The sequence below is a fragment of the Leptolyngbya sp. O-77 genome (genome assembly GCF_001548395.1).
In the GTDB taxonomy this organism is placed as follows: domain Bacteria; phylum Cyanobacteriota; class Cyanobacteriia; order Elainellales; family Elainellaceae; genus Thermoleptolyngbya.
Window position 1 is genome coordinate 2,213,304 of sequence record NZ_AP017367.1, and the last position, 25,278, is coordinate 2,238,581.

34 protein-coding genes are annotated in these 25,278 nt (G+C 55.0%); 4 read left to right on the forward strand and 30 right to left on the reverse strand.

Annotated elements, in window-relative coordinates:
• Nucleotides 1-25 precede the first annotated feature (25 nt).
• The 20 genes from O77CONTIG1_RS09425 to rplC all read right to left on the reverse strand — a co-directional run bounded on the left by O77CONTIG1_RS09425 (nucleotide 26) and on the right by rplC (nucleotide 11,001).
• The gene (locus O77CONTIG1_RS09425; RefSeq protein ID WP_286132641.1) at nucleotides 26-496 is read right to left on the reverse strand and encodes an adenylate kinase; all 471 of its coding nucleotides are present in this window, start codon (nucleotides 494-496) and stop codon (nucleotides 26-28) included.
• Between the two features lie 85 nt (nucleotides 497-581).
• Nucleotides 582-1,886 (reverse strand): preprotein translocase subunit SecY, encoded by a 1,305-nt coding sequence (secY, locus tag O77CONTIG1_RS09430; RefSeq protein WP_068510053.1) that lies wholly within the window; start codon nucleotides 1,884-1,886, stop codon nucleotides 582-584.
• Nucleotides 1,887-1,975: 89 nt separating this feature from the next.
• Complete coding sequence (rplO, locus tag O77CONTIG1_RS09435; protein WP_068510055.1) at nucleotides 1,976-2,422, reverse strand: 50S ribosomal protein L15; 447 nt, start codon at nucleotides 2,420-2,422, stop codon at nucleotides 1,976-1,978.
• Nucleotides 2,423-2,428: 6 nt separating this feature from the next.
• The gene (rpsE, locus tag O77CONTIG1_RS09440) at nucleotides 2,429-2,950 is read right to left on the reverse strand and encodes a 30S ribosomal protein S5 (RefSeq protein ID WP_068510057.1); all 522 of its coding nucleotides are present in this window, start codon (nucleotides 2,948-2,950) and stop codon (nucleotides 2,429-2,431) included.
• Between the two features lie 50 nt (nucleotides 2,951-3,000).
• Nucleotides 3,001-3,363 carry a 50S ribosomal protein L18 gene (rplR, locus tag O77CONTIG1_RS09445; protein ID WP_068510059.1) on the reverse strand — a complete coding sequence of 121 codons (363 nt, stop codon included), beginning with the start codon at nucleotides 3,361-3,363 and terminating at the stop codon, nucleotides 3,001-3,003.
• A gap of 3 nt (nucleotides 3,364-3,366) precedes the next feature.
• Nucleotides 3,367-3,906 carry a 50S ribosomal protein L6 gene (rplF, locus tag O77CONTIG1_RS09450; RefSeq protein ID WP_068510061.1) on the reverse strand — a complete coding sequence of 180 codons (540 nt, stop codon included), beginning with the start codon at nucleotides 3,904-3,906 and terminating at the stop codon, nucleotides 3,367-3,369.
• 161 nt (nucleotides 3,907-4,067) lie between these two features.
• Complete coding sequence (gene rpsH / locus O77CONTIG1_RS09455; RefSeq protein ID WP_068510063.1) at nucleotides 4,068-4,469, reverse strand: 30S ribosomal protein S8; 402 nt, start codon at nucleotides 4,467-4,469, stop codon at nucleotides 4,068-4,070.
• A 23-nt stretch (nucleotides 4,470-4,492) separates the two neighbouring features.
• Nucleotides 4,493-5,041, reverse strand: a complete 549-nt coding sequence (gene rplE, locus O77CONTIG1_RS09460; RefSeq protein ID WP_068510065.1) for a 50S ribosomal protein L5 — start codon at nucleotides 5,039-5,041, stop codon at nucleotides 4,493-4,495.
• Between the two features lie 64 nt (nucleotides 5,042-5,105).
• The gene (gene rplX / locus O77CONTIG1_RS09465; RefSeq protein WP_068510066.1) at nucleotides 5,106-5,438 is read right to left on the reverse strand and encodes a 50S ribosomal protein L24; all 333 of its coding nucleotides are present in this window, start codon (nucleotides 5,436-5,438) and stop codon (nucleotides 5,106-5,108) included.
• Nucleotides 5,438-5,803: a 50S ribosomal protein L14 gene (gene rplN / locus O77CONTIG1_RS09470; RefSeq protein WP_068510068.1), complete on the reverse strand. Its 366-nt coding sequence runs from the start codon at nucleotides 5,801-5,803 to the stop codon at nucleotides 5,438-5,440. Before rplN ends, rplX begins: the two co-directional genes overlap by 1 nt.
• A gap of 22 nt (nucleotides 5,804-5,825) precedes the next feature.
• A complete protein-coding gene (rpsQ, locus tag O77CONTIG1_RS09475) occupies nucleotides 5,826-6,077 on the reverse strand; it encodes a 30S ribosomal protein S17 (protein ID WP_068510070.1) in 252 nt (83 codons plus the stop codon).
• 6 nt (nucleotides 6,078-6,083) lie between these two features.
• Entirely contained in the window at nucleotides 6,084-6,311 is a 228-nt protein-coding gene (gene rpmC / locus O77CONTIG1_RS09480) for a 50S ribosomal protein L29 (protein WP_068510072.1), read from the reverse strand.
• Nucleotides 6,312-6,313: 2 nt separating this feature from the next.
• On the reverse strand, nucleotides 6,314-6,748 hold the full coding sequence (gene rplP, locus O77CONTIG1_RS09485; RefSeq protein ID WP_068510074.1) for a 50S ribosomal protein L16: 435 nt from the start codon (nucleotides 6,746-6,748) through the stop codon (nucleotides 6,314-6,316).
• Between the two features lie 88 nt (nucleotides 6,749-6,836).
• The gene (gene rpsC, locus O77CONTIG1_RS09490) at nucleotides 6,837-7,571 is read right to left on the reverse strand and encodes a 30S ribosomal protein S3 (protein WP_068510076.1); all 735 of its coding nucleotides are present in this window, start codon (nucleotides 7,569-7,571) and stop codon (nucleotides 6,837-6,839) included.
• An 87-nt stretch (nucleotides 7,572-7,658) separates the two neighbouring features.
• The gene (rplV, locus tag O77CONTIG1_RS09495) at nucleotides 7,659-8,018 is read right to left on the reverse strand and encodes a 50S ribosomal protein L22 (protein ID WP_068510078.1); all 360 of its coding nucleotides are present in this window, start codon (nucleotides 8,016-8,018) and stop codon (nucleotides 7,659-7,661) included.
• A 115-nt stretch (nucleotides 8,019-8,133) separates the two neighbouring features.
• Entirely contained in the window at nucleotides 8,134-8,412 is a 279-nt protein-coding gene (rpsS, locus tag O77CONTIG1_RS09500; protein WP_068510079.1) for a 30S ribosomal protein S19, read from the reverse strand.
• A 75-nt stretch (nucleotides 8,413-8,487) separates the two neighbouring features.
• Nucleotides 8,488-9,351, reverse strand: a complete 864-nt coding sequence (gene rplB / locus O77CONTIG1_RS09505) for a 50S ribosomal protein L2 (RefSeq protein WP_068510081.1) — start codon at nucleotides 9,349-9,351, stop codon at nucleotides 8,488-8,490.
• A 34-nt stretch (nucleotides 9,352-9,385) separates the two neighbouring features.
• Complete coding sequence (locus tag O77CONTIG1_RS09510; RefSeq protein ID WP_068510083.1) at nucleotides 9,386-9,688, reverse strand: 50S ribosomal protein L23; 303 nt, start codon at nucleotides 9,686-9,688, stop codon at nucleotides 9,386-9,388.
• Nucleotides 9,681-10,313 (reverse strand): 50S ribosomal protein L4, encoded by a 633-nt coding sequence (gene rplD, locus O77CONTIG1_RS09515; RefSeq protein WP_068510085.1) that lies wholly within the window; start codon nucleotides 10,311-10,313, stop codon nucleotides 9,681-9,683. The genes O77CONTIG1_RS09510 and rplD overlap by 8 nt, the downstream gene beginning before the upstream one ends.
• Before the next feature lie 79 nt (nucleotides 10,314-10,392).
• A complete protein-coding gene (gene rplC / locus O77CONTIG1_RS09520) occupies nucleotides 10,393-11,001 on the reverse strand; it encodes a 50S ribosomal protein L3 (protein WP_410503505.1) in 609 nt (202 codons plus the stop codon).
• Nucleotides 11,002-11,539: 538 nt separating this feature from the next.
• Here rplC and O77CONTIG1_RS09525 point away from each other — a divergent pair.
• The gene (locus tag O77CONTIG1_RS09525; protein ID WP_068510089.1) at nucleotides 11,540-12,022 is read left to right on the forward strand and encodes a GNAT family N-acetyltransferase; all 483 of its coding nucleotides are present in this window, start codon (nucleotides 11,540-11,542) and stop codon (nucleotides 12,020-12,022) included.
• A gap of 105 nt (nucleotides 12,023-12,127) precedes the next feature.
• Here the strand turns inward: O77CONTIG1_RS09525 and O77CONTIG1_RS09530 are convergent, their stop codons facing one another.
• Nucleotides 12,128-12,718 carry a chromophore lyase CpcT/CpeT gene (locus O77CONTIG1_RS09530; RefSeq protein WP_068510091.1) on the reverse strand — a complete coding sequence of 197 codons (591 nt, stop codon included), beginning with the start codon at nucleotides 12,716-12,718 and terminating at the stop codon, nucleotides 12,128-12,130.
• Nucleotides 12,719-12,932: 214 nt separating this feature from the next.
• Between O77CONTIG1_RS09530 and O77CONTIG1_RS09535 the strand changes: the two genes are divergently transcribed.
• Nucleotides 12,933-13,934, forward strand: a complete 1,002-nt coding sequence (locus tag O77CONTIG1_RS09535) for a YgfZ/GcvT domain-containing protein (RefSeq protein ID WP_068510093.1) — start codon at nucleotides 12,933-12,935, stop codon at nucleotides 13,932-13,934.
• A gap of 93 nt (nucleotides 13,935-14,027) precedes the next feature.
• On the opposite strand, the gene O77CONTIG1_RS26080 is transcribed toward O77CONTIG1_RS09535, so the two are convergent.
• The 6 genes from O77CONTIG1_RS26080 to O77CONTIG1_RS09560 form a co-directional block, all read right to left on the reverse strand.
• Nucleotides 14,028-15,395, reverse strand: a complete 1,368-nt coding sequence (locus tag O77CONTIG1_RS26080; protein ID WP_225894728.1) for a peptidoglycan DD-metalloendopeptidase family protein — start codon at nucleotides 15,393-15,395, stop codon at nucleotides 14,028-14,030.
• A gap of 335 nt (nucleotides 15,396-15,730) precedes the next feature.
• Nucleotides 15,731-15,859: a hypothetical protein gene (locus tag O77CONTIG1_RS26775; protein WP_286132643.1), complete on the reverse strand. Its 129-nt coding sequence runs from the start codon at nucleotides 15,857-15,859 to the stop codon at nucleotides 15,731-15,733.
• Nucleotides 15,860-16,054: 195 nt separating this feature from the next.
• Nucleotides 16,055-16,900: a biotin--[acetyl-CoA-carboxylase] ligase gene (locus O77CONTIG1_RS09545; RefSeq protein WP_068510097.1), complete on the reverse strand. Its 846-nt coding sequence runs from the start codon at nucleotides 16,898-16,900 to the stop codon at nucleotides 16,055-16,057.
• A gap of 192 nt (nucleotides 16,901-17,092) precedes the next feature.
• The gene (locus O77CONTIG1_RS09550) at nucleotides 17,093-18,511 is read right to left on the reverse strand and encodes an NAD(P)(+) transhydrogenase (Re/Si-specific) subunit beta (protein WP_068510099.1); all 1,419 of its coding nucleotides are present in this window, start codon (nucleotides 18,509-18,511) and stop codon (nucleotides 17,093-17,095) included.
• A complete protein-coding gene (locus O77CONTIG1_RS09555; RefSeq protein WP_068510100.1) occupies nucleotides 18,508-18,804 on the reverse strand; it encodes an NAD(P) transhydrogenase subunit alpha in 297 nt (98 codons plus the stop codon). Before O77CONTIG1_RS09555 ends, O77CONTIG1_RS09550 begins: the two co-directional genes overlap by 4 nt.
• 89 nt (nucleotides 18,805-18,893) lie before the next feature.
• Nucleotides 18,894-20,060, reverse strand: coding sequence for a Re/Si-specific NAD(P)(+) transhydrogenase subunit alpha (locus O77CONTIG1_RS09560; protein WP_068510102.1), 1,167 nt, complete (start codon nucleotides 20,058-20,060; stop codon nucleotides 18,894-18,896).
• Between the two features lie 1,020 nt (nucleotides 20,061-21,080).
• Here O77CONTIG1_RS09560 and O77CONTIG1_RS09565 point away from each other — a divergent pair.
• Nucleotides 21,081-21,629, forward strand: coding sequence for a DUF2808 domain-containing protein (locus O77CONTIG1_RS09565; protein WP_225894729.1), 549 nt, complete (start codon nucleotides 21,081-21,083; stop codon nucleotides 21,627-21,629).
• Nucleotides 21,630-21,777: 148 nt separating this feature from the next.
• Here O77CONTIG1_RS09565 and O77CONTIG1_RS09570 read toward each other — a convergent pair whose 3' ends face one another.
• The 3 genes from O77CONTIG1_RS09570 to O77CONTIG1_RS09580 form a co-directional block, all read right to left on the reverse strand.
• Nucleotides 21,778-22,068 carry a YiaA/YiaB family inner membrane protein gene (locus O77CONTIG1_RS09570; RefSeq protein ID WP_068510103.1) on the reverse strand — a complete coding sequence of 97 codons (291 nt, stop codon included), beginning with the start codon at nucleotides 22,066-22,068 and terminating at the stop codon, nucleotides 21,778-21,780.
• A 235-nt stretch (nucleotides 22,069-22,303) separates the two neighbouring features.
• Nucleotides 22,304-23,266, reverse strand: coding sequence for a metal ABC transporter permease (locus O77CONTIG1_RS09575; protein ID WP_317134236.1), 963 nt, complete (start codon nucleotides 23,264-23,266; stop codon nucleotides 22,304-22,306).
• 17 nt (nucleotides 23,267-23,283) lie between these two features.
• The gene (locus O77CONTIG1_RS09580) at nucleotides 23,284-24,039 is read right to left on the reverse strand and encodes a metal ABC transporter ATP-binding protein (RefSeq protein WP_225894730.1); all 756 of its coding nucleotides are present in this window, start codon (nucleotides 24,037-24,039) and stop codon (nucleotides 23,284-23,286) included.
• Nucleotides 24,040-24,299: 260 nt separating this feature from the next.
• Between O77CONTIG1_RS09580 and O77CONTIG1_RS09585 the strand changes: the two genes are divergently transcribed.
• Nucleotides 24,300-25,277 (forward strand): metal ABC transporter solute-binding protein, Zn/Mn family, encoded by a 978-nt coding sequence (locus tag O77CONTIG1_RS09585; RefSeq protein ID WP_068510107.1) that lies wholly within the window; start codon nucleotides 24,300-24,302, stop codon nucleotides 25,275-25,277.
• The last annotated feature ends 1 nt before the right edge of the window (nucleotide 25,278 follow it).

A 25,278-nucleotide genomic window follows, 5' to 3' on the forward strand; every position in this document is an offset into this window, starting at 1 on the left:
TGTTTTTTAAGCCAAGCCACGCTGCCTAGCTGCTAATCAACTGGCGTAGTGCTGCCCCCACATGCTCAATGGATTGGTTGCCATCGATTGAAACCAACTGCTGGCGATCGCGATAAAAGTCAATCAGCGGCGCAGTTTGATTGCGGTATACCGCCAGACGAGTACGAATCACTTCCTCGTTATCGTCTGTCCGCCCTCGACCCAAGAGGCGGGCCACCAAAACCTCATCGGGCACTTCCAAATTGACGACACAATCGCAGGACTGTTCAATTTCTGCCAATAGTTCATCGAGAAACTTGGCCTGCTCAACATTGCGAGGAAAGCCGTCCAAGATCCAGCCCTCTTGAGCATCTGGCTGGCTGAGGCGATCGCGCACCAGATCCAGAATCAAAGCATCCGGCACCAGTTCCCCGCGATCCATGTAGGACTGAGCCTTTTGCCCAAGCTCGGTTCCACTTGCCACAGCAGCCCGCAGAATATCCCCCTGTAGAAACATGAGGAATCGAAGCGCTAGCCCGCTAGTTCGGCTGCCTGAGTTCCTTTGCCCGCTCCGGGAGGTCCTAAAAATATCAGTCGTGCCACTATTGCTTCACCATCCCTTCATAGCGCTGCGAAATTACATAGGTCTGAATCTGTTTTGCTGTGTCAATGGCGACACCCACCAAGATCAGCAGTGACGTAGCACCCAAGCCCTGAAAAGTCGTCACGCGGGTCGCGCCTTCAACAGCAGCCGGAACAATCGCAACCAATCCCAGGAAAATCGCACCCAAAAAGGTCAGTCGGTTCAGCACCCGTTCAATATAATCGCTCGTTGCCTTACCAGGACGAATCCCCGGCACGCTCGCGCCCATCTTCTTCAGGTTCTGGGACATGTCTACTGGATTGACCACCAGCGATGCATAGAAGTAGCTGAAGAACAAGATCAGCAGCAGCAGCACCAGCACGTAGACCCAGGTGCCCGGCCGTAGGTAAGACAGCACCCGCGTCACCATCTCGTTATCCCCAAAAAACTGCGAGAGGTAGATCGGGAGAGATAGAACCGCCGTGGCAAAAATAATCGGCATCACGCCGCCCTGATTGAGGCGCAGCGGCAGATAGCTGCTCTTCTCAAGGTAGAGTTTGCGCCCGACCTGGCGACGGGCAGAGATGATGGGAATACGCCGGGTTCCTTCTTGGACAAAGACGATGCCGATGATCATTGCCAGGAATACCAGGAGCAGAATAATCACGCCGCTAACCACGCTGCGATCGCCACTCTGGGCAAGGTCGATGGTTTGTCCGAGCGATCGCGGCAGGGTCGATACAATGCTGACGAAAATCAGCAGCGATGCACCATTGCCCACACCCCGCTCCGTGATCAGCTCACCCACCCACATCACAAACATCGAGCCAGCCGTCAGCGCCAGCACCATTTGTGCAATGAACAGCGGCCCCGGCGACTCAGCAAACTGGTTCACAAAAATCGCTAGACCCAGGCTTTGAATAATGCCCCAACCCAGTGCAACGTAGCGCGTAATTTGAGCAATCTTGCGGCGGCCCGCTTCTCCCTCTTCCTTTTGCAGTTTCTCAAGACTGGGGAGCGCAGCCGTCAGCAGTTGCAGAATAATAGACGCATTAATATAAGGCAAAATACCCAGTGCAAAAATACCCAGCGTCGAGAGGCCTCGACCCGTAAACACATCTAAAAAGCCAATGATGGCCGATAAAGCGCCGGTCTCTGTGGCTGCCTGAAAGGCCTGTCGATTGATGCCAGGGATCGGGATAAAGACACCCAGCCGTACCAGAATCAACATTCCCAAAGTCAGCAAAAGTCGCCCTCGCAGCCCTGCCGCTTGGGCCATCTGCAAGAAGGTTTCCTGTGCTGTGGGTGTCTTATCGCGCACCATAGTCTCAATACCTCTCCCTCTATAAAACTAAGCAGAGCAGGAGAGCTAACCACTCACCGCTCTGCCTTGCTGCAAAGTCGCTCCATATCTTAATCTAGCAGGTTGCAGCTTCCGCCTGCGCTCTCAATCTTGCGCTTCGCCGATTCAGTAAAGGCCGCAGCCGTTACCTGAAGTGCAACACTCAGTTCACCGTCGCCCAAAATCTTCAATGGGCCATCGTTTTGTGTCACAATTCCCGATTTCATCAATGAGTCGAGGCTGACCTCTGTCCCTTCGGGGAGTTCAGCCAAATCTCCTACATTCACAATGGTGTAGGAAATCCGGTTGATCAGGGGAAAATGCTTCAGCTTCGGAATCCGACGGTAGAGAGGCAGTTGCCCACCTTCAAATCCAGGACGAGTACTGCGTCCAGAGCGCGACTTTTGTCCCCGCATTCCGAAGCCGCCGCTTGCACCCTGCCCGGCGGAAATGCCTCGGCCAACTCGGCGACGACGCTTCTGAGAACCCGGTTTTGGAAATGTGTCTGAAAGTCTCATAGTTCGTCAGGAATAGAGTTTTTCAATGGGAACATCGCGTTCCTCTGCTACCTCAGAGAAGGTACGGAGGGCAGAAAGGGCATTTGCAGCGGCCCTGGCGTTATTGAGCGGGTTACCCGAACCCAACTGCTTTGCCAGAACGTTCTTCACACCCGCCAGTTCCAGCACGGTACGCACAGAACCACCTGCAATTACACCAGTTCCCGGAGCGGCGGGACGAATCATCACCTTCGCGCCGCCGCCTGTGCCGTTGGTTGGGTGAGGAATAGAGTCAGACTTAGTCAGGGGAACCTCGACCAAGTGCTTCTTGCCGTCGGCAACGCCTTTTTTCACCGCGCCAATTACATCAGCGGCTTTACCAACGCCAACCCCAACCTGTCCGCGCTCGTTGCCGACGATCACGATCGCCCGAAAGCTGAGCTTCTTACCCCCCTTAACCACTTTGGTGACGCGGCGGATTTGAACAACGCGCTCCTGCCATTCAGTTTCTTTTTCTTTGACGCGACTTGTCTTGGTTTTCTTCGCCATAGCTTGCTTGTCCTGGATAGTGTGCTTGTCCTAAAGATGAATCTGAAAGGCTAGAAGCTTAGACCACCTTCACGAGCGGCATCTGCCAAAGCCTTGACGCGGCCGTGATACAGCTTACCGCCCCGGTCAAACACGACTTGCGTAATCCCCTTCTCGAGCGATCGCGCTGCAATCAGCTTACCGACTTCTACAGACGCATCACAGTTCGCACCTGAAGTGAGCTTTTCGCGCAGCACAGGCTCCAGCGTCGATGCAGCAGCAAGCGTTCGATGCTGCGTGTCATCAATGACCTGGGCATAGATATGCTGATTAGAGCGAAATATAGCCAGACGAGGACGTTCAGACGTGCCAGAAACTGTCTGGCGGATGCGGACGTGACGACGCTGAGTCGCTTCCTTACGAGTCAGTTTCATAGGTTATTTCTTCCCTGCCTTACCGGCCTTACGTCTGACAACCTCGCCAGCATAGCGAATGCCCTTGCCCTTGTAGGGTTCTGGCGGACGAACTGCGCGAACCTGAGCCGCAATATTACCGACAATTTCCTTATCAATTCCGCTGACTAGAATGTTGGTGTTATTCTCAACGGCAAATTGAATCCCGTCAGGTGGCTCGATCAAAACTGGATGGCTATAGCCCACAATCAGGTTCAGGTTGCGCCCCTGTATTTGGGCCCGATAACCAACCCCCTGGATTTCAAGCTTGCGCTGAAAGCCCTGAGATACACCCTCTACCATATTGGCAACCAGCGTTCGGCACAACCCATGGCGCTGGCGGGCAGCGCGGGACTCATTGCGACGATTCACCGTCAACGTATCGCCCTCTTGCAGAACCTCAACCTCTGGCGGAAGCGTGCGCGAGAGTTCTCCCTTGGGGCCTTTGACAACCAGGGTTTGACCGTCAAGGGTAACGGTCACCTTCTGAGGGACACTAATAGGACGTTTTCCAATGCGAGACATGACAAGTCACTCCTGGACGATCTTGCTGGCTTTCAAGCGATGCGCTTACGACACAAGCGCCACCAGGCAAACACAAAGCAAACACAAATAAAATGAGAGGCTAGATTTAGCTTTGACCCAAGCAGCCATCCGCTCAGATCAAGTCAGATCGAGAAAAATCCTTACCAGACGTAGCAGAGAACTTCTCCTCCCACACCCTGACGACGGGCATCTCGATCCGTCATGATGCCGCTGGAGGTTGAAACAATGGCAATTCCAATGCCACCCAACACGCGAGGCAGATCGCGGCAGTTTGAGTAAACTCGCAGTCCAGGTTTGCTGACCCGCTGTAGCGCATTGATAATCGGACGGCGGCCTTTGCCCTTATATTTCAGAGCAATTACCAGTCGCTTCTGCGCTCCTTCGCCTGTCTCAGAAAACTCGCTAATAAATCCTTCTTCCAAGAGCACACGAGCAATGTTGCGCGTCATCTTGGTAGACGGGACTTCGGTTGTTTGATGCCGAGCGAGATTCGCGTTGCGAATGCGGGTCAGCATGTCTGCAATTGTGTCGTTAGACGCCATAATTTCCTCTTTGTCAGCCTGCCTCAGTTATCGCGAAAGGGCATTCCCAGTTCCTTTAACAGGGCGCGTCCCTCTTCATCTGTGGTTGCCGTAGTGATGATCGAAATGTCCATGCCCCGAATCTGATCAATGTTGTCGTACTCAATTTCGGGGAAAATGAGTTGTTCACGAAGCCCCAGAGTATAGTTACCACGACCATCAAAGCTCTTGGGGCTGATGCCGCGAAAATCTCGAATCCGAGGCAGCACCAGGTTTATAAGGCGATCCAGAAAGGCATACATGCGCTCCGAGCGCAGGGTGACCATGATGCCCACTGGCATTCCTTTACGAATCTTGAAACCGGCGATCGCCTTCTTGGCTCGCGTCACCACTGGCTTTTGACCTGTAATCACCGCAATTTCCGCCAAGGAAGCTTCCAGCGCTTTTGCGTTTTGAGCAGCCTCGCCCATCCCTCGGTTCACGGTCACCTTGACCACTTTGGGAACCTGATGAACGTTTTCGTAGTTAAACTGCTCAACCAATTTTGGAACCACGGTCTCCTGATAGTAGGTTTTTAACCTAGGACTTGCCATAACACTCTCCTGATAGATTCCTGGGCTTGGTCAGGAATAAAACATGAAACGTGAATCTAAAACGCTAGTCAATGATCTCGCCGGTTTTCTTCAGCATTCTGACCTTTCGGCCGTCGGCATTAAAGGTATAAGAAATTCGACTAGCAACCTTCTGCTTGGTGGAATAGGGGAGAACATTAGAGCTATGAATCGGGGCCTCAAAAGTCTGAATCTGACCAGACTCCCCTTCTTGCTGAGGTTTGACGTGCTTCGTCCGCACGTTAACACCTTTGACCACCACCTTGCTGGTTTCAGGATAAACGCGCAAAATCTCACCGACTTTGCCTTTGTCACTCCCCGAAATCACCTGAACCGTGTCGCCCTTCTTCACATGCATTTTGTAGCGCAGCTTGCCCATCACAGCACCTCCGGAGCTAGCGAGACAATCTTAGTAAAGTTCTTATCGCGCAACTCCCGCGCAACGGGGCCAAACACGCGAGTTCCTCTGGGGTTGCCATCATTGTTGATGATGACAGCAGCGTTGTCGTCAAACCGAATGCTCATACCGCTATCGCGCCGCAGCCCCTTCTTGGTTCGCACAACCACTGCGCGTACCACATCAGACTTTTTAACCGCCATGTTAGGGATGGCATCCTTGACAACGGCAATGATCACATCCCCGACACCTGCGTAGCGACGGTTGCCTCCCAGCACTCGAATACACATCAGCTTACGAGCGCCGCTGTTATCCGCCACGTTGAGATAAGTTTCTTGTTGAATCATGATGTCTCTCCTCCGGGGTGGACTAGCTCTCTGAAGTCTGACTTAGGATGTCCACGACTGTCCAACGCTTTGTACGGCTGAGCGGACGGGTTTCTTGAATCCGAACGCGATCGCCCGTCTTGCACTTATTTTCTTCGTCGTGAACCTTGTAGCGCTTCGTTCGCACCATAATCTTGCGATACTTCGGGTGAGGGGCACGGTTCTCCACCGCGACGACGACCGTCTTTTCCATCTTGTCGCTCACCACGACTCCAACTCGCTCTTTGACTGCCATTGCCCCTTACTCCTTCTCTGCATCCGCTTGTGCGGCTGCCAGTTGCCGCTCTCGCTCCACGGTCATCAGTTGCGCCAGCCGATGGCGGACATGTCCAAACTGATGCGTTTTGTCCAGCCGCCGCGTCGCCTTTTGAAAGCGCAAGTCAAATAACTGCTTCTTGGCGGCTACAATTTGCTCACTGAGTTCCTGATCGCTGAGATCACGAATCTCTGAAATCTTAGGCAGAGCCATCTCTACGACTCCTCCACTGCTTGCTCTTGTTGTTCCTTAACAATGAACTTGGTCTTAATTGGGAGTTTGTACTGCGCCAATCGCATCGCCTCACGGGCTGTCTCTTCCGGCACGCCAGCAATCTCAAACAAGATTCGACCCGGCTTCACCACTGCCACCCAAAACTCAGGGTTGCCCTTACCAGAACCCATCCGCGTTTCAGCCGGACGCATGGTAACCGGCTTATCTGGAAAAATGCGAATCCAGATTTTGCCACCTCGACGGATGTATCGAGTCATGGCTCGACGGCTAGCCTCAATCTGACGGGAGGTAATCCAGGACGGCTCCATTGCCTGAAGCCCAAAATCACCAAAATCAATATTGTTGCCGCGAGTTGCCCGCCCTTTCATGCGGCCGCGCTGCTGCTTGCGGAATTTAGTTCGTCTTGGACTTAACATGGCTCACTACCTTGAAATTGAAGCTAGGGTTAGGTTGGGAGATGGAAGCACTGGTCTGATTCAGCTTTCGCCCTTCAGCCCGCCTTCCCTATCCTTCGTTAGAACGATCCTCAAACTGGCGGCGACGCTGCTGACGGCGACGGGGTGGCACATTGGGAGCGGCTTCTTGCGTCACTCGCTCCTGCCCAGGAATGATCTCGCCTTTGAACACCCACACCTTGATCCCCAAAATGCCGTAGATCGTCTGTGCCGTGGTGTAGGCGTAGTCGATATCTGCCCGCAGCGTATGAAGCGGCACCTTGCCTTCGCGAGTGTATTCAGTGCGGGCAATTTCTGCGCCGTTGAGCCGACCACTCACCTGGATTTTGATACCCTGCACCCCTGATTTCTGAGCGCGGGTAATCGCCTGACGTACAACCCGACGGAACGAAACCCGCTTTTCAAGCTGCTGCTGCACATATTCAGCGATCAGCGCAGCATCAGCGTCCACGCGAGCAACTTCAACCACGTTGATCCGGATCTGGCGGCTGGTATCTCCCAACTCTTTCTGAAGACCTTCGCGCAATTTCTCGATTCCTGCGCCGCCGCGACCCACAACCACACCTGGTCGGGCGGTCAAAACCTGGAGGTCAATTTGATCGGCCTTGCGCTCAATGCGAACCTCAGAGATCCCTGCACTGCTCAACTCTTTGGCAACATACTTGCGGATTTTGTAGTCCTCTTGCAGTAGCTTAGGGTAGCGACTGGAGTCAGCAAACCAAAGAGAGCGGTGCTCCTGGGTGATGCCGAGGCGGAAACCAACTGGATGAATTTTCTGTCCCACAATGCGTCCTCAGAAAAGGCAAGAATTTGAGTGAAGGGTATAAAATAAGGGGCGATCGCCATTCAACAAGCTCGAACGGGGTCTCACTTACTCTTCAGCACCCGGCGCAACTGCAATCGTAATGTGACAAGTCGGCTTGCGAATCTGATAAGCCCGACCCTGAGCGCGGGGGCGAAACCGCTTCAGCACAGGGCCTTGATCAGCGTAGGCAGTCGTCACCATCAGATCGGCAGGCGCATAGCCCTCGTTATGCTCAGCATTGGCAACGGCAGACCGCAGCACCTTAAGCACCGGATCGCAAGCGCGGTAAGGCATAAACTCTAGAATAATCAGCGCCTCCCGGTAAGAACGCCCCCGGATCTGATCCAGAACCCGACGCACCTTATGAGGCGACATGCGAATGTAACGGGCAACAGCTTTTACTTCGTCTGCGGTCGTAATTGCCATGATGATTTCCTCTCAAGTGTCTTGCAGCAGTCTTTTAGAGTGATGAGCAACAGCAAGCACTAAATCCTAATATCTGTGAACTACTGCGAACGTCCTGGACAAACCTGACTCAACCCTAACGACGAGACTTCTTATCGCTTTTGGCATGTCCTCGGAAGGTGCGAGTCGGTGCAAACTCACCCAACTTATGACCCACCATTTGCTCCGTCACATAAACCGGAACATGCTGGCGACCGTTATGAACAGCGATCGTATGCCCGATCATCTGAGGCAAAATCGTTGACGCGCGAGACCAAGTTTTAATCACTTGCTTATCGCCCTTCACATTGAGTGCCTCAACCTTCTTGAGCAGATGATCAGCTACGAAAGGGCCTTTCTTGAGTGAGCGAGACATAACCGACTTACCTCTACCAATTGACCAAACGTGTGAAACTCAGCGAACCGTAAACCCTGTAAACAGATCGGAACCTTAAGACTCACGGCCCCCGCGACCCCGCTTAGACGTGCGGCGGCGACGGCGAACAATCAGCGCATTACTTGCCTTCTTCTTCTTCCGGGTCTTCATACCCAACGCTGGCTTGCCCCAGGGGGTCACAGGGCCAGAACGACCGATCGGCGCACGTCCTTCGCCACCGCCGTGGGGGTGATCGACTGGGTTCATGACGCTGCCGCGAACCTCCGGACGACGGCCTAGCCATCGCTTGCGCCCCGCCTTACCCAGGCTAATATTGCGAGACTCAGCGTTGCCCACCGCACCAATCGTGGCATAGCACTCGCGACGAATCATCCGAACCTCTGTGGAGGGCAAGCGAAGCGTTACAAAGTCACCTTCTTTCGCCACGATTTGCGCCGAAGCACCTGCTGCACGAACAATCTGTCCGCCCTTACCAGGAACCAGTTCCACGTTGTGAACCGTCGTACCTAGCGGCATACTGCCCAAGGGCAGTGCGTTACCGACCTCAAAAGGAGAGTCCTCACCCGCGATCACAGTTGTACCGACCGTCAAGCCAGCAGGACAAAGGATGTAGCGCTTCTCGCCATCCTGATAATAAAGAAGCGCAATCCGGGCGTTGCGGTTGGGATCGTACTCGATTGCTGCCACTTTGGCAGGAATGTTTCGCTTGTTGCGGCGGAAGTCAATCACCCGATACAGCCGCTTATGCCCGCCACCCCGATGGCGACAGGTGATTACGCCCCGATTGTTGCGTCCCTTCGGACGATGCACCGAGCGAGTCAGGGACTTTTCTGGTTCACTACGAGTGATCTCAGCAAAGTCAGCAACGGAGCGCTCTCGCGTGCCAGGTGTATAAGGTCGGTATGTACGAATGCCCATGGCTTCAATCTCTCAAGGGGATGGCTTTCAGACGTTACACTTCGGGGAACAGGACGATGGAATCACCTGTTGCCAGGGTCACAACTGCCCGCTTGTATTGGGGCTTGTGTCCAGCAAATCGACCGACTCGACGATGCTTCTTCGGGGGCTTGCTGGTGTTCACACCAACCACCTTCACCTCAAACAAAGATTCAATAGCGGCCTTGATCTGCGGCTTTGTTGCGCTGGGAACCACTTCAAAGACGTACTTGTTTTCCTCAAGAAGCTGAGTTGCCTTTTCAGTCACTAGGGGACGGCGAATCAGATCTGCCAGGTTGCGCGAATCAAACTTAGTCACCGTATACCTCCTGCACTTTTTCTAGGGCAGACGCAGTTGCCACGATCTTGTCAGCCGCCAGCAGATCAAAGACGTTGAGATTACCAGCAGAAATTAGCTTGATGGAGCTAATGTTTCGAGCCGACAGATAAACCATCTCATCTCGCTCAGAAACAATTAGAAGAGCCGTCTCATTTTCCCCCACACCCCAGCGAGCGAGCGCCTGCGCCAGTTCCTTGGTCTTGGGACGGGGCAACTCATTTGCGAAATCTTGAACCACAATCAGGTCTTCGGCACGGCTTTGCAGCGCGGTTCTGAGCGCCAAGCGCCGCTCCTTGCGGTTCATCTTGACCGAGTAATCTCTAGGCTTGGGACCAAAGATAACGCCGCCACCGCGCCATAGAGGAGAGCGAATCGAACCCGCGCGGGCGCGACCTGTGCCTTTTTGCCGCCAGGGCTTGCGTCCACCACCTCTAACCTCAGAACGAGTCTTGGTAGAGGCAGTGCCCTGTCGAGCATTATTCAGCTGGCGCACCAAGGCCCGATGAACGATATGGGGCGCATTGTCTTCGTTAGCAACGCGCAGATCTAGCGAGGCGGTGCCAGCGCTTTCACCCTGCCAATTTTTAACTACACACTCAATCATGGGTCTGTTTCTCCTCGTCGGGGTGCTGGCTCACTGCTCCAATCACCAAAATCGCAAAATCTAAACGCTCAGCAAGTTCTCAGTTTGCTTTTCCGACCTGCTTGGCAGGAACAATATTGACCAAGGCACCAGGTTTTCCAGGAATTGCCCCCTTGATCAGGAGCAAGTTGCGATCGCCATCCACCCGCACAATTGTCAGCTTCTTGATCGTGGTTCTCGTGCCACCCAGACGACCTGCCATGCGCTTGCCAGGATAAACGCGACCCGGCGTAGTGCCCGCACCCGTAGAACCAGGAAGACGGTGGTTCTTGGAACCGTGAGCCATCGGACCCCGCTTGAAGTTGTGGCGCTTTTGGTAGCCCGCAAAGCCACGTCCGATACTCGTTCCAATTACGTCCACCTGTTGCCCTGGCGTAAAGATATTTGCTGTCAACTGCTGCCCCAACTGATAATCAGCAGGACTGTCGAGGCGATATTCCTTTAAGTGGCGGAGGGGAGACGCTTCAGTTTTTTTGAGGTGTCCGAGCTCAGGCTTGTTCAACGCCTTTTCGGTAACCTCGCCAAAACCAACTTGGACAGCACTGTAGCCATCCACCTCTGCTGTTTTAATTTGCGTGACTGTGCAGGGGCCAGCCTGGACGACGGTCACAGGAATAGCCTTCCCTGCCTCATCAAAAACCTGGGTCATCCCCAGTTTGGTGCCAAGAATTCCAACAGACACGGTTAATCGTCTCCCTATTTACAAGCTGCAAGGGTGCCAGACAAAACTTGCCTCGCAAACTTCATAAGACACCAATCTGTTTTTGTCGAACACAATCAATCTGCTGTCAGCCCAAAGGCGTACAGATTCACAGATGTTCTACAATCTTGCAGACAGACTAACTAGCTCAAATAAATGGCTTCTGCCTGAGTCGCCGGGACTTGAGCAGATCAACCACCCAGTATCCGTAAGGGCTTCCGGGCACTATTCCTGCCGAGAAGGCACTCGCAAACACGCACGGCCCGATTTTGGCGACAATTTCAAATTATAAACCAATCAACACAAGCTGTCTAGCAAGTTGCAGACAGAACTTTCGAGGACAATCTGCAAGCTGTGTTAGAAATTTGTGCCTTGTCTAGGATAACGCATAAAATCAGCATCGTGAAAAAATCTTTTACAGGTTTCGCGACCCTTAAAGAGATGAGATGGGCAAAGTTCAGGGAGTGGAAGCGGCGGGATAGGGACTATGAATATTCGACTCGCTGAAGAATCAGATCTGGCTGAACTGGCGGCGCTGTATCAGCACACCGTCTTGCAGCACGGGCCGCAGCATTACAGCCTGGTTCAGACGCAGACTTGGGCATCCTTTGCCGAAAATCTGGATCTCTTTCGCCACTTTATCTTGGACGCGACGACCTATGTGGCGACTGATGAAACCGGAATTGTGGGATTTGCAGGTATTGAGACCAATGGCCACATTCGCTCAACCTATGTGCGGGGCGATCGCCTGCATCAGGGCATTGGGTCTGCGCTAGTGCGGGTGCTATTGGACTACGCAGCAGCAGAACACCTGACGCGGCTTTATGCAGAAGCCAGTGAGTTTAGCCTGGGTCTGTTTCAAAAATTCGGCTTCCGGCTGTATGGCACTGAGGAGGTGGAGCGTAGCGGCGTAGTATTCACCCGATACCTGGTAGAACAGAATTTGTTGGAACAGAATGCAGCGCCATGAGTTAGTCCAACGAGAGGGTTCATGCAGCTCACCTGCCTGCCTTATCGGAGCAAGTCGCGGCTTTGACGCAATCGCCGTCCCTAAAATCGCGATTGGAATAGCGATCTAGGCGCGAATTTCATCCGCGAAGCTAGCCCAGCGGACAAAGTGAAACGGCCCCGCGACGGAACCCCAGATATGCTCGTCTGTTTCGGGATCGCGGCCCCGGTCGAGGCTGATGAAGATCTGATCGTCGATTTCAAACTCGCTGTCTAGATAGGTTTCCTTGCCGCGACGAGTCACCATGCAGGCTTTGCCAGGTTCCACTTTGCCGCGAAAGCTGTGGCCTGTCCATTCCACAATCATGTTGCAGCCTGGTAGTTTTTCTAGGCGATCGCCCGTCAGCTTGCTCAACTGAGTCAAGTTGCGAGATGCACCGTAAAACTCTGTCTCGTCCTTGACGGTGTAGTTTTCAATCTCGATATGGTCGCCTGCGTTCACTAGCTTCAGCACCCGCAGCCGATAGGGATCGTTTAGCGCGTAGTCGTAGGCTTGCTCCACAAACAGGCTAATGCCCGACAGCAGTTCCACGGGCAGCGGCCGCATACAGACCCGGATATGGGCGAAAAAGGGGGGGTTTTCAAAAGCCTGTTCCTGGTTGCTAAAGTCGGCAGCCATCCAGCGGGCCAGGGCGGTGAGGTCGGTCGAATGAGTCATAGGCGATCGCATTTTGAAGCATTGCAATTTATTGTAAGGGAACGAGGGGCAGGGATTTGGGAATGGCTCCGCAGCGCCAGCGGACGGGAAGCAGGAGTGAAGCACTAACCTCGAATTCCGAGGACTTCGACCGAATTCCGACTGACCGAATTCCGACGTAGAGTATTGAATAAACAAGGGTATTCAGTAAACATTTGACAGGACGGGGTTTGGAATGAGTCCGGGGTTTGATTCGACTCAGCTTTCAATTGGCGACCAGGTGACGGCAGCCCGCAACAGTGTCGTAGTATACGATGCCTCCGAGTGGGGGCGCATTGTGGTGTCGGATGGCGATCGCCTGCGATTTTTGCACAATCAGACAACGAACACCTTCCAGACGCGCCAGCCAGGAGAGGGCTGCGACAGCGTGTTTGTCACCTCGACGGGGCGGACGATCGATCTGGCAACAGCCTACGTGCAAGACGATTCCGTGCTGCTAATGGTGTCGCCTACCCGCCGCGAGTTTTTGATGGATTGGCTGGATCGGTTTATTTTCTTTGCTGACAAGGTGAAGTTGGCGGACGTGACCGCAGAGACCACTGCACTGGTGCTGATTGGCCCAGAGAGCGATCGCCTGATTGAAGCGTTGGGAGCGGGCGATCGCGCAGGACAGCCCTACGGTAGCCACGCCCTCTATCCCATCGCAGGGGCAGAGGTGCGGGTTGCGGTAGGCAGCGGACTGGGGCTACCAGGCTACACGCTCATTGCTCCAGTCGCAGCAGCAGCGTCTCTCCGAGCAGCGCTACAGGCGGCAGGCGCGACGCAGATCGAAGAGACCGCCTGGGAGCGACTGCGAATCGAGCAGGGACGACCGATGCCTGACCACGAACTGACGGAAGACTACAACCCGCTAGAAGCAGGACTTTGGCACACCATTTCGCTGAATAAAGGCTGCTACATCGGGCAGGAAACCATTGCCCGCCTGCACACCTACCGCGGAGTCAAGCAGCAACTATGGGGCGTACAATTCAGTGCTGCCGCGCCGCAGAAGACGGTGCTAACCTCCGGCGAAGAGAAGGTTGGGCATGTGACCAGCATGGTAGAAACCGAGTCAGGGGCACTGGGGCTGGCCTACATCCGCACGAAGGCAATCGAGGCAGGGTTGGGGACAGTGCAAGCGGGCAACGTAGTGGGGACACTGGTTCCGCTGCCTTTCCTCAGCCACGAGTATTTGTAGTGCAACTCAAAAAGTGCCGCACACTACGACCAGCTAGTAGAAGCGAACGAGCAAAGGCGATTTCGCCAGGCTCCGTAACTGCCTCACTAGAAGCTATTCTGCTCCCGGCGCTTGCTTGGGAACCGTAACAGTCGGCAACGCTGCCTGATCCTCAGGTGCATTGGATGCCGCTGCGGTCTCAACCTGGGGCGTGGCCCGTTCGGCCAGCTTGCCAAAATCCTGGAGTCCCTTTACCAAAAATTCGGACTCCGGTTTTTCAACCTTGGTTGCCGGAGCCGCCAGAGCCAGCTGAACGCCGTTAAACAAGTTGTTTAGCGCAGTTTGCAGCACCAGGCCCGCATCCAGCGCCACCCAGCCCTGCGGGGTCAGTTCGCGAAACTCAAAGTGGAGGTGCGGCCCAGTGGACAGGCCCGTGCTGCCAACCCGGCCAATCACTTCACCCTGCTCGACCGTTTGCCCCGCCTGGACGAAGAGTTCCGACATATGGGCATAGAGCGTCTGCTCACGGCCGTTGTTGTGATTCAGCACAACTGTCAGACCATAGCCGCGCAAATAGTCAGCCGTTTCCACACGACCCGAAAAGGCAGCCAGCACCGGAGTTCCCGTTGGGGCGGCCAGGTCGGTGCCATAGTGGAAGCGAGCATCTCCCGTGACCGGATGCACCCGCCAGCCAAAGGCCGAGGAAATGGCGGCGGGAATAGACAATGGGAACATCAGGCTGGTGTTGCCATTGCCGCGCAGCGCCAGGGGGCGAATCGTGCGGTTGTAGAAGGATTGCAGTGAGGCAACCGACAGGCTGAGGGCGCGACCACCGCCCGTAGGGGCACTGGTCGCTACAGTTCCAGGGACACTGCCAGGGGCGATCGCCTCTGTGCCTGCGATCGGTTTGCCCGTCTCTGGGTCAATTTGGACAGTCGTGACTCTGCTTGCACCCGCACTGGGAGCGCACACGCTGTTGGGTACGCCTGCGCCGGGTTGTAGCACAACCTGGCAGCCCGTAGACCGTTCCGAGAGGACAACGGGTGCTTGTCCACTGCGGGTCGAACCAAGGTCGTATTGCGGCGTGTCGTCGATGTAAACGTTGGTGTAATCCTGCGGGTTGAGGGAGGGCTGATTCGCCGCAGGCTGGCGCTCAGCGTCAACAGGCGATTCGCTGCTAGCATCGCTTGTGCCAGTGGCGCGGGGCTGAACCGGAGCTGGCAAACGCTCTGGCGCGGGGCGCTCAATCACGGGCTGGGGCAGCGGCGCAGGCTGGGCAACCGGAGACTGGGGCGCGGGCGTTTCTCGATTCAGCCGGGGAACGCGGGCAGGTGAGGCGGACTCTGGTGAAGCCGGGGACGGGGGCGGCGAGAGCAACTCTTGGGCGCTGGGCACCTCATCGGCACTGTCTGCCGTTTGGGCGATCGCCACTGCGCTTGGCAAGATTCCGGTGCTGCCCAGAATGCTTAGTCCTAAAACCACCGACAGGGAGTGGCCCACGCTATCCACTTTCGCGGAAGAGTTCTTTGCAGAGGTAGTGTTCCGATTCTGAGTCATCACCATTCCTAACAAACGAGTCCTGACAAATGCGAGTCCTGACAAATGATTCCGCGCCAACCGAGTCTTGACAAAACAAGCCTTGAGAAATCAATAGTTTTCGCCATTTTTTGCGCCGTGGTGCGCTAGGGCGACGCTCAGCAGTCTAAACCTGCGGTTCTCTGCACGACTTCGTAAACAATCCTAACCAACAATCCGTGATCCTCATGGAAGTAAAACTGAGCTTGATGACGACTTCATCAATTCATATAAATTTCGTATCAAGGAAACCAATATTGTCCTTTCTTAACATAGAGCAGAGCGGCATGGCTGTCGTCGGGATGCTTTACGGACGGCTGGGAGTGCCAGAATTCCTGCGTATTGCCTGACCCAGCTTCAGATTGCTTCACTCCGCCAATCCCCACAGCGAAATCTATCGAAATCTATGTCATTTCCCAGTGCCGCCTATACAGGTTGCCCACTTTTCTGATGAACAGCGCGAATCGTCGCCGAAAACCGGCAGAACCACAGCACCCTGGAAATTCTTCATCCGCCAGAGCAATCGCTCAGAAAAAGTCGGGCAATCGCCCCGCCGCCTTAGACCGTCAGTCTTCAGAACAAGTTCCCGCTGGATAGCCCAACTGGATGCTGCCAGGGGGCAACAGACGCTCTGAAAGCCCAGAGGCATGGTTCGCCTGGACGCACAGTTGCCCGTCTAAGCCGACCCCTACGATTTCTACAGTTTCACCAGGGGTTTCAGCATCCCCCACCAGGGTAATTGTCTGCCCGCGGTTGCTCAGCAGCGTCTCGTATTCTCTTCGCAGTGCCTCGATGCCACGCCGCTGCCAGGATGCGTATCCTAACCGCAGCCCTTGCAGGGCGATCGCCCCCAGGTCTTCTAGGGACGCAATTTTCAGGGCATATCCCTGATCTCGTAGCGTGTTCAGATTAATACCCGGTTCCGGTACAGGATTCGCCCAATTCAGCCCCACGCCCACCACAGCCTGACTGATGTGCCCCTGCTGCACTCGCGTTTCCGTCAGCACGCCCCCTAGCTTGCGACCCGACACCACCAAGTCATTCAGCCACTTAAGCTGCACGGGTACACCCGCCTGACGCAGGGCGATCGCCACACCCCAAGCGCTCCACAGGGTAATCTGGGGCGCGTGTTCTGCTCGCAGCGACGGACGAAAGCCCCAGGACAGATACAAGCCACCCGGAGGTGACTGCCACTGCCGCCCCCACTGCCCCCGCCCTGCCTGCTGCTGTTCGGCGATGACCACGACCTCATCTGCGGGATGCTGCGCCAAATGCGCCCAGGCGGCCCGGTTGGTGGAATCCAGCACCTCGTAGACCTGAACGCTTAGCCCCGCCAGATCTGGGGGACTGGAAACGTTGGCATGGGCGATCGCCGGAAGCGCGTTACAAAACCGATCAAGGCTAAAGGGCATCGAGGCACTTGGGTTCGCTAGCAGCGGTTATAGAGCAAGAAAAAAGCTATAGAGCAAGAAAAAATGTGGGAGAGCCGTGGTTCAGCTTCCCACACTGGGTTGAGTGATTCAAGGCAAAAGCAAAAGGCGACAGGCTAAAACACAGCCACTCTCTGCTTTCCAAGACTTAAGTCCCTAGCCCTACAACCCGGACTAGAGTTCCTTTACGCCAGCAACAAGCTGCATCACGACATCCTTTGCGCCGCCAAACAGCATCAGCGTTTTGTCCTGATAAAACAGTTCGTTTTCGACACCTGCAAAGCCTTTGTTCATGCCGCGTTTGATCACGATGGTGTGGTTTGCCTTTTCCACTTCCAAAATCGGCATTCCGTAAATTGGGCTTTCCGTGTCGTGGGCAGCGGCAGGGTTCACCACGTCGTTTGCGCCGATCACCAGGGCCACATCGGTATGCTCGAATTCAGGGTTGATCGCGTCCATGTCGTAAAGCTGGGGATAAGGCACATTGGCCTCTGCCAGCAGCACGTTCATGTGACCGGGCATCCGTCCGGCAACGGGGTGAATGGCATATTTCACGTCTACGCCCAGCCGCTCTAGCTGGTCAGCCAGTTCCCGAACGGCGTGCTGCGCCTGGGCCACCGCCATGCCATAGCCAGGAACGATGACAACCGACCGCGCATAGCCCAGCATCATCGCCGCTTCTTCGGTATCGACCGAGTGAACCGTCTTGTCGGCGATCGCCCCTGCTGCACCACCCGCCGCTTTTTCCTTTGCCTTGCTAAAGGCGCTAAAGAGGACGTTGGGCAGCGATCGGTTCATCGCTTTGCACATAATCTGCGTCAGGATGATCCCCGACGCACCCACCAGTGCGCCGGAGATGATCAGCATGTTGTTGGACAAGACAAAACCAGCCGCGCTGGCGGCCAGCCCAGAAAACGAGTTCAACAGCGAGATCGCCACGGGCATGTCTGCACCGCCGATGGGAATTGCAAACAGCACGCCCAGAATCAGCGAAATGCCCACCAGCACTAGGAAGATGGTGGGATCGTTCGGTTCTGCAATCAGCAGCACGCTGCCCACCAAAAACAGACCGATGAGTCCAATGCTGACAAACCGCTGGAGCGGAAAGATAATCGGCACGCCGCTCAGCAACTCTTGCAGCTTGGCAAAGGCGACCAAGCTGCCCGTGAGCGTGATGCCACCGATAAAGACGCTGAGGATAATCGTCAGCACGCTTCCCAAAGGCAGCGCCTCGCCTGTGCCCATCAGTCGCCAAAATTCTGCGATCGCCACCAGGGTCGATGCGCCGCCCCCCAGGCCGTTGAGCAAGCCCACCATTTGGGGCATGGCGGTCATTTCTACCTTCTGCGCCATCACCACGCCCACGGCCGAGCCAATCAGGATGCCCACCGCAATCAGCGTGTAGTCGATAATGCCGCGATCTAGCAGCGTGGCGGCGATCGCCACTAGCATCCCCACCGCCGCCAGCACGTTCCCCCGTCGGGCTGTGGCGGGCGATCCCAGTTGTTTCAAACCCACAATGAACAGTGAGGCTGCGGCTAAATAAGCAAGCTGGATGCCATTGAGCAATAGGCTATCGAGGGTGTTGTTCATGAGCGCCGTGCCTCTTTTTTCTTGAACATTTGCAGCATCCGATCGGTCACCAGAAACCCGCCGACCACGTTGACGGTGGCCAGGGCGATCGCCGCCACCCCCAGCACCGTTGTCACCGTTCCGTTGCCGCTGCCGGCCACCAGCAGCGCCCCCACCACCGCAATGCCAGAAATCGCGTTGGAACCCGACATCAGCGGCGTGTGCAGCGTCGGCGGCACTTTATTAATCACTTCAAACCCGACAAACGAAGCCAACACAAACACCACCAGTCCCATAATTAGACTGTCTGCCATGCCGTTTTCTCCCGTATTACTAAAAATTGCTGGAGCCGTTGCTGGAGTTGTGGAGCATAGGAGGACAGGGACTCGGAACTGAATCCCCCTCATCCCCTTACGCCTTCACACGCCGCCGCCAGCGCTGCCTTCACGCGCTCATTGCGAATCTCGCCCCCGTAGGCAACGCAGGCGCTGGCGATGATATCGTCCTCAAAGTTGAGCAGCAGTTCACCGTCCTTCACCATCAGTTGCAACAGCGAGGTGAGGTTTTTGGCATACATCTGGCTGGCGTGAATGGGCAACGACGACGGCAGGTTAATCGGGCCCATAATGGTCACGCCGTTTTTCACCACGTCTTTGCCCGGTTCGGTGCAGGTGCAGTTGCCGCCCTGCTCAGCCGCCAAATCAACCACTACGGAGCCAGGTTTCATCTGGGCGACCATTTCCTCGGTCAGCAGGATGGGCGCAGCTTTGCCCGGCACTTGAGCCGTGGTGATAATCACATCAGCTTGTTTAACGTGTTCGGTGATGACCTGGCGCGATCGCGCTTTGGCCGCCTCCGAAATCTCCTTGGCATAGCCGCCCTCAGCCACGGTATCCTCTTCCAGGTTCACCTCAACGAACTTCGCCCCCAGGCTTTGCACTTCTTCCTTCACCGCTGGGCGAATGTCAAAGGCTTCCACCACCGCCCCCAGACGGCGACAGGTGGCGATCGCCTGCAAGCCTGCCACGCCCGCCCCCATCACAAACACCTTTGCAGGTGGAATCGTCCCCGCCGCCGTCGTCAGCATCGGGAAAAACTTGGGTAGCGCTGCCGCACCCAGCAGCGCCGCCTGATAACCCGCCACACCCGCCTGGGACGACAGCGCATCCATACTCTGGGCGCGGCTGGTGCGGGGGATCATCTCCATGCTGATTGCTGTGACCCCTCGCTCAGCAAGCCGCTGAATTCGGGACGGCTCCCCCAGCGGGTTCAAAAAGCTAATCAGCACTGCACCAGGACGCAGCCGGTCAATTTCGGATTGTCCATCTTCTCGCTCTCGCGGCGGACTCACCTTTAGCACCACGTCTGCTTCGCCCCACAGCCGCGCCCCATCGTTCAAAACCTGCGCTCCGGCAGACTCATAGGCTGCATCAGAAAAATGAGATAGGTCGCCTGCTCCCGCTTCGACCCACACTTCCAAGCCCTGTTTCACCAGTCTCCCAACCACATCGGGCACAAGCGCAACTCGACGTTCTCCAACTTCAATTTCCTTTGCAACTGCTATCTTCATTCATTCTCCTGGATGACACGATTCAGTAAACGCTGTTTATTCTGAAAACCTCACAAAAAATGCGCTGAATTAAAAACTCAGACGCAACCCCTCCGTGCAATCAGAATGCAATTTTCAGAATGAAATTTTGCAATTTTTTGCAATTTTAATGACTGGTTTCTAATCTAGACTTCAAAACTGAAAGCATGACTTAAAGCTGGGAAGATAAACTCTAGTAGCAACCAAGTGACCCATACAAACCACACAGTTCATGAGCGCTTCACAGGCTACAGCTTGGCTCACCTCAATCCCTTGCTCAACTTCCTGAAATTGCGCTGCGCCACTCCGAACAGATTGACAGCACCCAATCAGGACTGCACCGACCTCATACCCAAAAACAAGCACCTTTCGATTGGCCCTTTCAACTATCACCTTAGCAACTAGTACTTTTAGGGTTTTGCAATGAGCCTGGTGCCCTACAACTTGCTGACTCGCAACTCACCAAACTTCAACTTGCATCCTACAAGCTTCCGAACCGGAACTGGCTCATCTTCAGGTTAATTTATGGATCACTTGTGAACGATGAAATTTTCTCCTCATGAGATGATTACTCAGTTTGTGATTACTCAAATCATCAACCCAAACACAAGCGCCAAGAAGCACTCACCCTCTAGCCTATAAAAACTCCAGGGGTTCTGGAAAGAATGTAAACATCTGGATGTGTTTTGAAATATTTTTTGAAATATTTGAACATATCTGGATTAAACATATTTAAGAAGTCGGTCGAGATATTTAGGAAGTCGGTCGAGGGCGATCGCCCAAAGCAAATCCTGCACCCGCTCTCAAAGCGCATTGCCCCAAGAGAAATATGGCTACCTCGCCAGGGCACTTTTTCAGCAAGCTGTGCGTCCGGAGTGCCTGATGTTCCGTGTTCTGATGCCTCCGCCCCTGAATCCGAGAAGCGTAGTGTATCCTGAGAGGAGCATTAAACGGTAAAGTTTAGTGATGGTTCGAGAAGTCATGTTACTCAAACGCAGAGCTATGGTGTCAGCTATGGTGTCTAAGTCCTCAATTCTCCGAATGCTTTCGGCAGTGGCAGTGTCTGGATGTGTAGCAGCAGGACTGGCTCCTGTAGTTCATGCACAAGGACTGCCGGGCCTGGTGATTTTCAGCGGTGTAGAACGTGAAAATCAGCTGAACTATCGGTTGGACTTCAACGGCAGACCTTTTCAGACAGATCGATACCGCCTGCGGATTTCTCGCCAAAAGATGCGCTCAGACGTGTACGAGTTTACGGTGACCTATCCCGATACCTACCAGGGCACGTTCGACGAGAATCGGATTGAACTGCGGGTGAGAGGAAACTCGGTTCCGCTGAATGAAGTGATCTGGAATCGCGAAACTCGTGAAATTACGATTTACCCCACCGAGCCAGTTCCGGCGGGTTCCCGTGTAGAGATCGTTCTGTCAAACGTGCGGAATCCCCGGAACGGTGGCACCTTCTATTTCAATGCGCTGGTTCGGGCGACGGGTGACGTGCCCCTCCGTCGCTATATTGGCACCTGGATTATTGGAATTGGCCGCGAATAATCCGCGAATAGTCCGCGAATCATCGAAATTGCCCATCAAGACAAAAATCTAGTCCGGAGCAAGATCCCTTCGCCTCGCTCCGGGCTTTGCCCTTGTGGGTTGCCTTTCACCCAGTTTGCTTTTCACCCAGCAAACGGTTCCTGACAGACTATTTCAGTGGATGATGCTCCACCAGCAGCCGCTCTATCCGTGCCTCATCGACCCGTGATGCCAGTTTTTGCGCTTCGTGAATATCGCGGGTCGTTTTCGACAGGCTGATGGTAGATCCGACCGTAAAGGCCAACCCCATGCCAAAGTAGGCCTTCACCCAGCCATTGACAGGTAAGTAGCAAATCCCCAGGCTCGTCGCTCCCAGCGAGATGATAAATGCTGCCCACGTTTGAAACACCCAGGCAGAACTGTGCGTGGGGGAAACCATCAAATCCTTTGCCTTCGTCATTGCTGTTCTCTCCTTACGATTCAGGTTTACGATTCAGGTTCTTGAACAGCATCGTAAGAGGACTGATGCAGCAGATTTTATCCAGCCAGACACTTTCCAGAACTGTCTTGGGAGAAACCAATCCGCAGCAACAATTTTCACCAATTTTCTAAGCTGGATCTGCGGTTTAGGCTGAAAGCCAGGAGTCAGTTGCCCAAACCGGATGAACAGGTGTACTGCTAACTATTGTTGCTAATTATCGAGACTTTAGCCCACTCCACAGTGCTTTTATCTCACGCCACAGTCCCGACTCGCCGCCTGTCCTCGTTCGCGGTTGGGTAAACACGCCCTGGCTGGGGCTAAACAGCAGCGCGAGGAAAAACAGAGCCGAGGACACCAAGACGATCGCCGGGCCAGAAGGCAGGTTGAAATAATAGCTGAGGTACATGCCGCTGATGCTGGAAACCACGCCCAGCAGAGTGCCCAGCCCCATGACCTGATGAAATCGCGGTACGAGGAGATAGGCCGTCGCCCCTGGGGTGATCAGTAGCGCCAGCACTAGCACTACGCCGACGGCCTTCATGCTGGCCACCACCGTCAGCGCGATCAGTAGCATCAGCCCCAGGTTCAGCAAGTTCACGGGCAGTCCTGCTGCTTGCGCCCCCAGGGGGTCAAAGCTGTAGAACAGTAGCTCTTTGTAAAGCAGCACCACGCAGGCCAGCACCAGCACGGCAATCAGGGCTATATCGCGGACTTCTCCTGGCGTAACGCTGAGAATATTGCCAAATAGAAAATGGTTTAAGTCAATCTTGTTTTCTTTTTGGATTAGCGTAATCAGCGTGATGCCAAGCGCAAAAAAGGACGATAGGACGATTCCCATCGCTGCGTCTTCTTTGATGGGCGATCGCCGATGAATCCAGGCGATCAGCACCGTACTCAGCACCCCTGCCACAAACGCGCCTACGTAGATATTGATGCCCAGCCAAAAGGCGATCGCCAATCCGGGCAGCAGCGAGTGGCTAATGGCATCGCCCAGCAGCGACAGTCGCTGCACTATCAGATAGCTGCCCACCACCGAGCAAATGACCCCGACGATGACCGCCACCAAGAGCGATCGCTGCATAAAGCTATAGCTGAGCGGGTCGAGCAGGAAATCCCACATTTGAAACGGGTCAGGTGGACGGGGTGAGGCGTTGGGGTTTGACGGCAGGGATCGCAAGGCAGATGCACACGCAATTATGCGGCTTGCGAGAAGAACTGAACCGAGGTTCCGTAGGCGCGGCGCAGGTTTTCGGGCGTGAGGACGTGCGATCGCGGGCCGGCGGCGATCAGTTCACGGTTGAGCAACACAATCTGGTCAAAGTTTGCAAGCGACTCGCCTAGGTCGTGGTTTACCACCAGGACAAGCTTACCGTCGGCTGCAAGCTCGCCAAAGATGCGGAACAGCACTGCTTCCGTCGTTTGATCCACGCCGACAAAGGGTTCATCGAAGCAAAACAGGTCGGCTTCTTGGGCTAGCGCTCGTGCTAAAAATACGCGCTGCTGTTGCCCGCCAGAGAGAGAGCCAATCCGGCGATCGCCATAGGCCGCCATGCCCACGCGCTCCAGTGCAGCGGCAGCAATGCGGCGGCTAACCGCAGAATAGCGCTGAAACCAGCCCGTTTTTTGGGTGCGACCCATCATCACCACGTCCCACACTGTTGCCGGAAAGCTCCAGTCAATTTGCGATCGCTGCGGTACGTAGGCGACGCGATCAAGCTGGTGGTTAAGGGGGCGATTCCCAGAAGCATCGCTACTCGAATCGCCCCACAGCACTCGCCCCGTGACCGTCGGAATCAGCCCTAGTGCAGCTTTGATCAGCGTGCTTTTGCCCGCGCCGTTGGGGCCAAAGATGCCCACCAGTTGCCCCGATTCCAGCGTCAGGTTGATATTCCGCAAGGCCTGGGTGTCGCGGTAGTTCACGGTGAGATGGTCGATGATGAGGCGAGTCATGGAAGTCAGGAGTTTGAGAGGTTCAGAGATGGGCAAATATTCCGAAAAGTTGAATGTCTCGCCTTGCCAAACCTCAAGAAGAAACATCCAGCAAAGGCGTATAGAACGTGACTTAAAACAAATGAGAAAAACAAATGAGAAACAAAATTATGAGGCAATTATGAAAAGCCTCTGGAATCATCATACCCGAAATTATGAATCGATTATGAAAGTCAGGTAGAGTGAAAAATGAAAAGACTATGAAAGTACTGTAGCGAGTGATGCAAAACCCTGGGACGCAGATTTTTTCCTGGACACTGGGGCGGCGGGGAGTGGCTGCCGTTTTGGGGGCGATCGCCCTTGGCTGGATGGCAGGCAGTTGCCGCACCGCTTCAGTGCAAACAGGGGATTCTGAAAAACCAACCGTTGTGGCGACCAACACGATCCTGGCAGATTTGACGCAGCAGGTCGGCGGCGAGGCGATCGCCCTGGTCAGCATCCTCAAGCCCGGAGATGATCCCCATGTTTACGAACCCGTGCCCATCGACACGCAGCGGCTAGAAGACGCGGACTTGATTTTATACAACGGCTATAACCTGGAGCCGGGGCTGATCCGACTGGCAGAGTCGGTCGGCGTGCAGGGGCGCAGGGTCGCAGTGGGCGAAGTCGTGCCCCCGCTGGAGCTAGCGGAAAAAGGCAGCACCGTACCCGATCCGCATGTCTGGGGCGATGTTCAAAATGCCATCCAAATGGTGAACGCGATTCGAGATGAGCTAATTCGCCTGTCGCCGGAGGATGCAGCCATCTTTACCCAAAATGCCGCCGACCTGGTTGCCACGCTGGAACCGCTGGACAGCTGGATCATGCAGCAAATCCAGACCATTCCGCCTAGCCAGCGCCAGCTTGTAACGACGCACGATGCGTTTCAATACTACGCTAGAGCCTATGGGTTGACGGTGCTGGGCACGCTAATCGGCATTAGTACCGAAGAACAGCCCAGCGCCCAAACCCTGCAACGGCTGGCAGACGCAGTGAAAGCGGCGAATGTGCCCGCGATTTTTGCTGAAACTGCGATTAATCCCCGGCTGATTAATACCGTTGCAGAGGAAGCAGGCGTGCCCCTGGCAGACGCAAAACTCTATGCCGACTCCATCGGCGGGCCGGGTAGTGGTGCGGAGAGCTATGTGGCTATGATGGTGGCCAACACTAGGGCGATCGCCCGCAACTTGGGCGGCACTCCGGGCGACTGGCGCAAGTGAA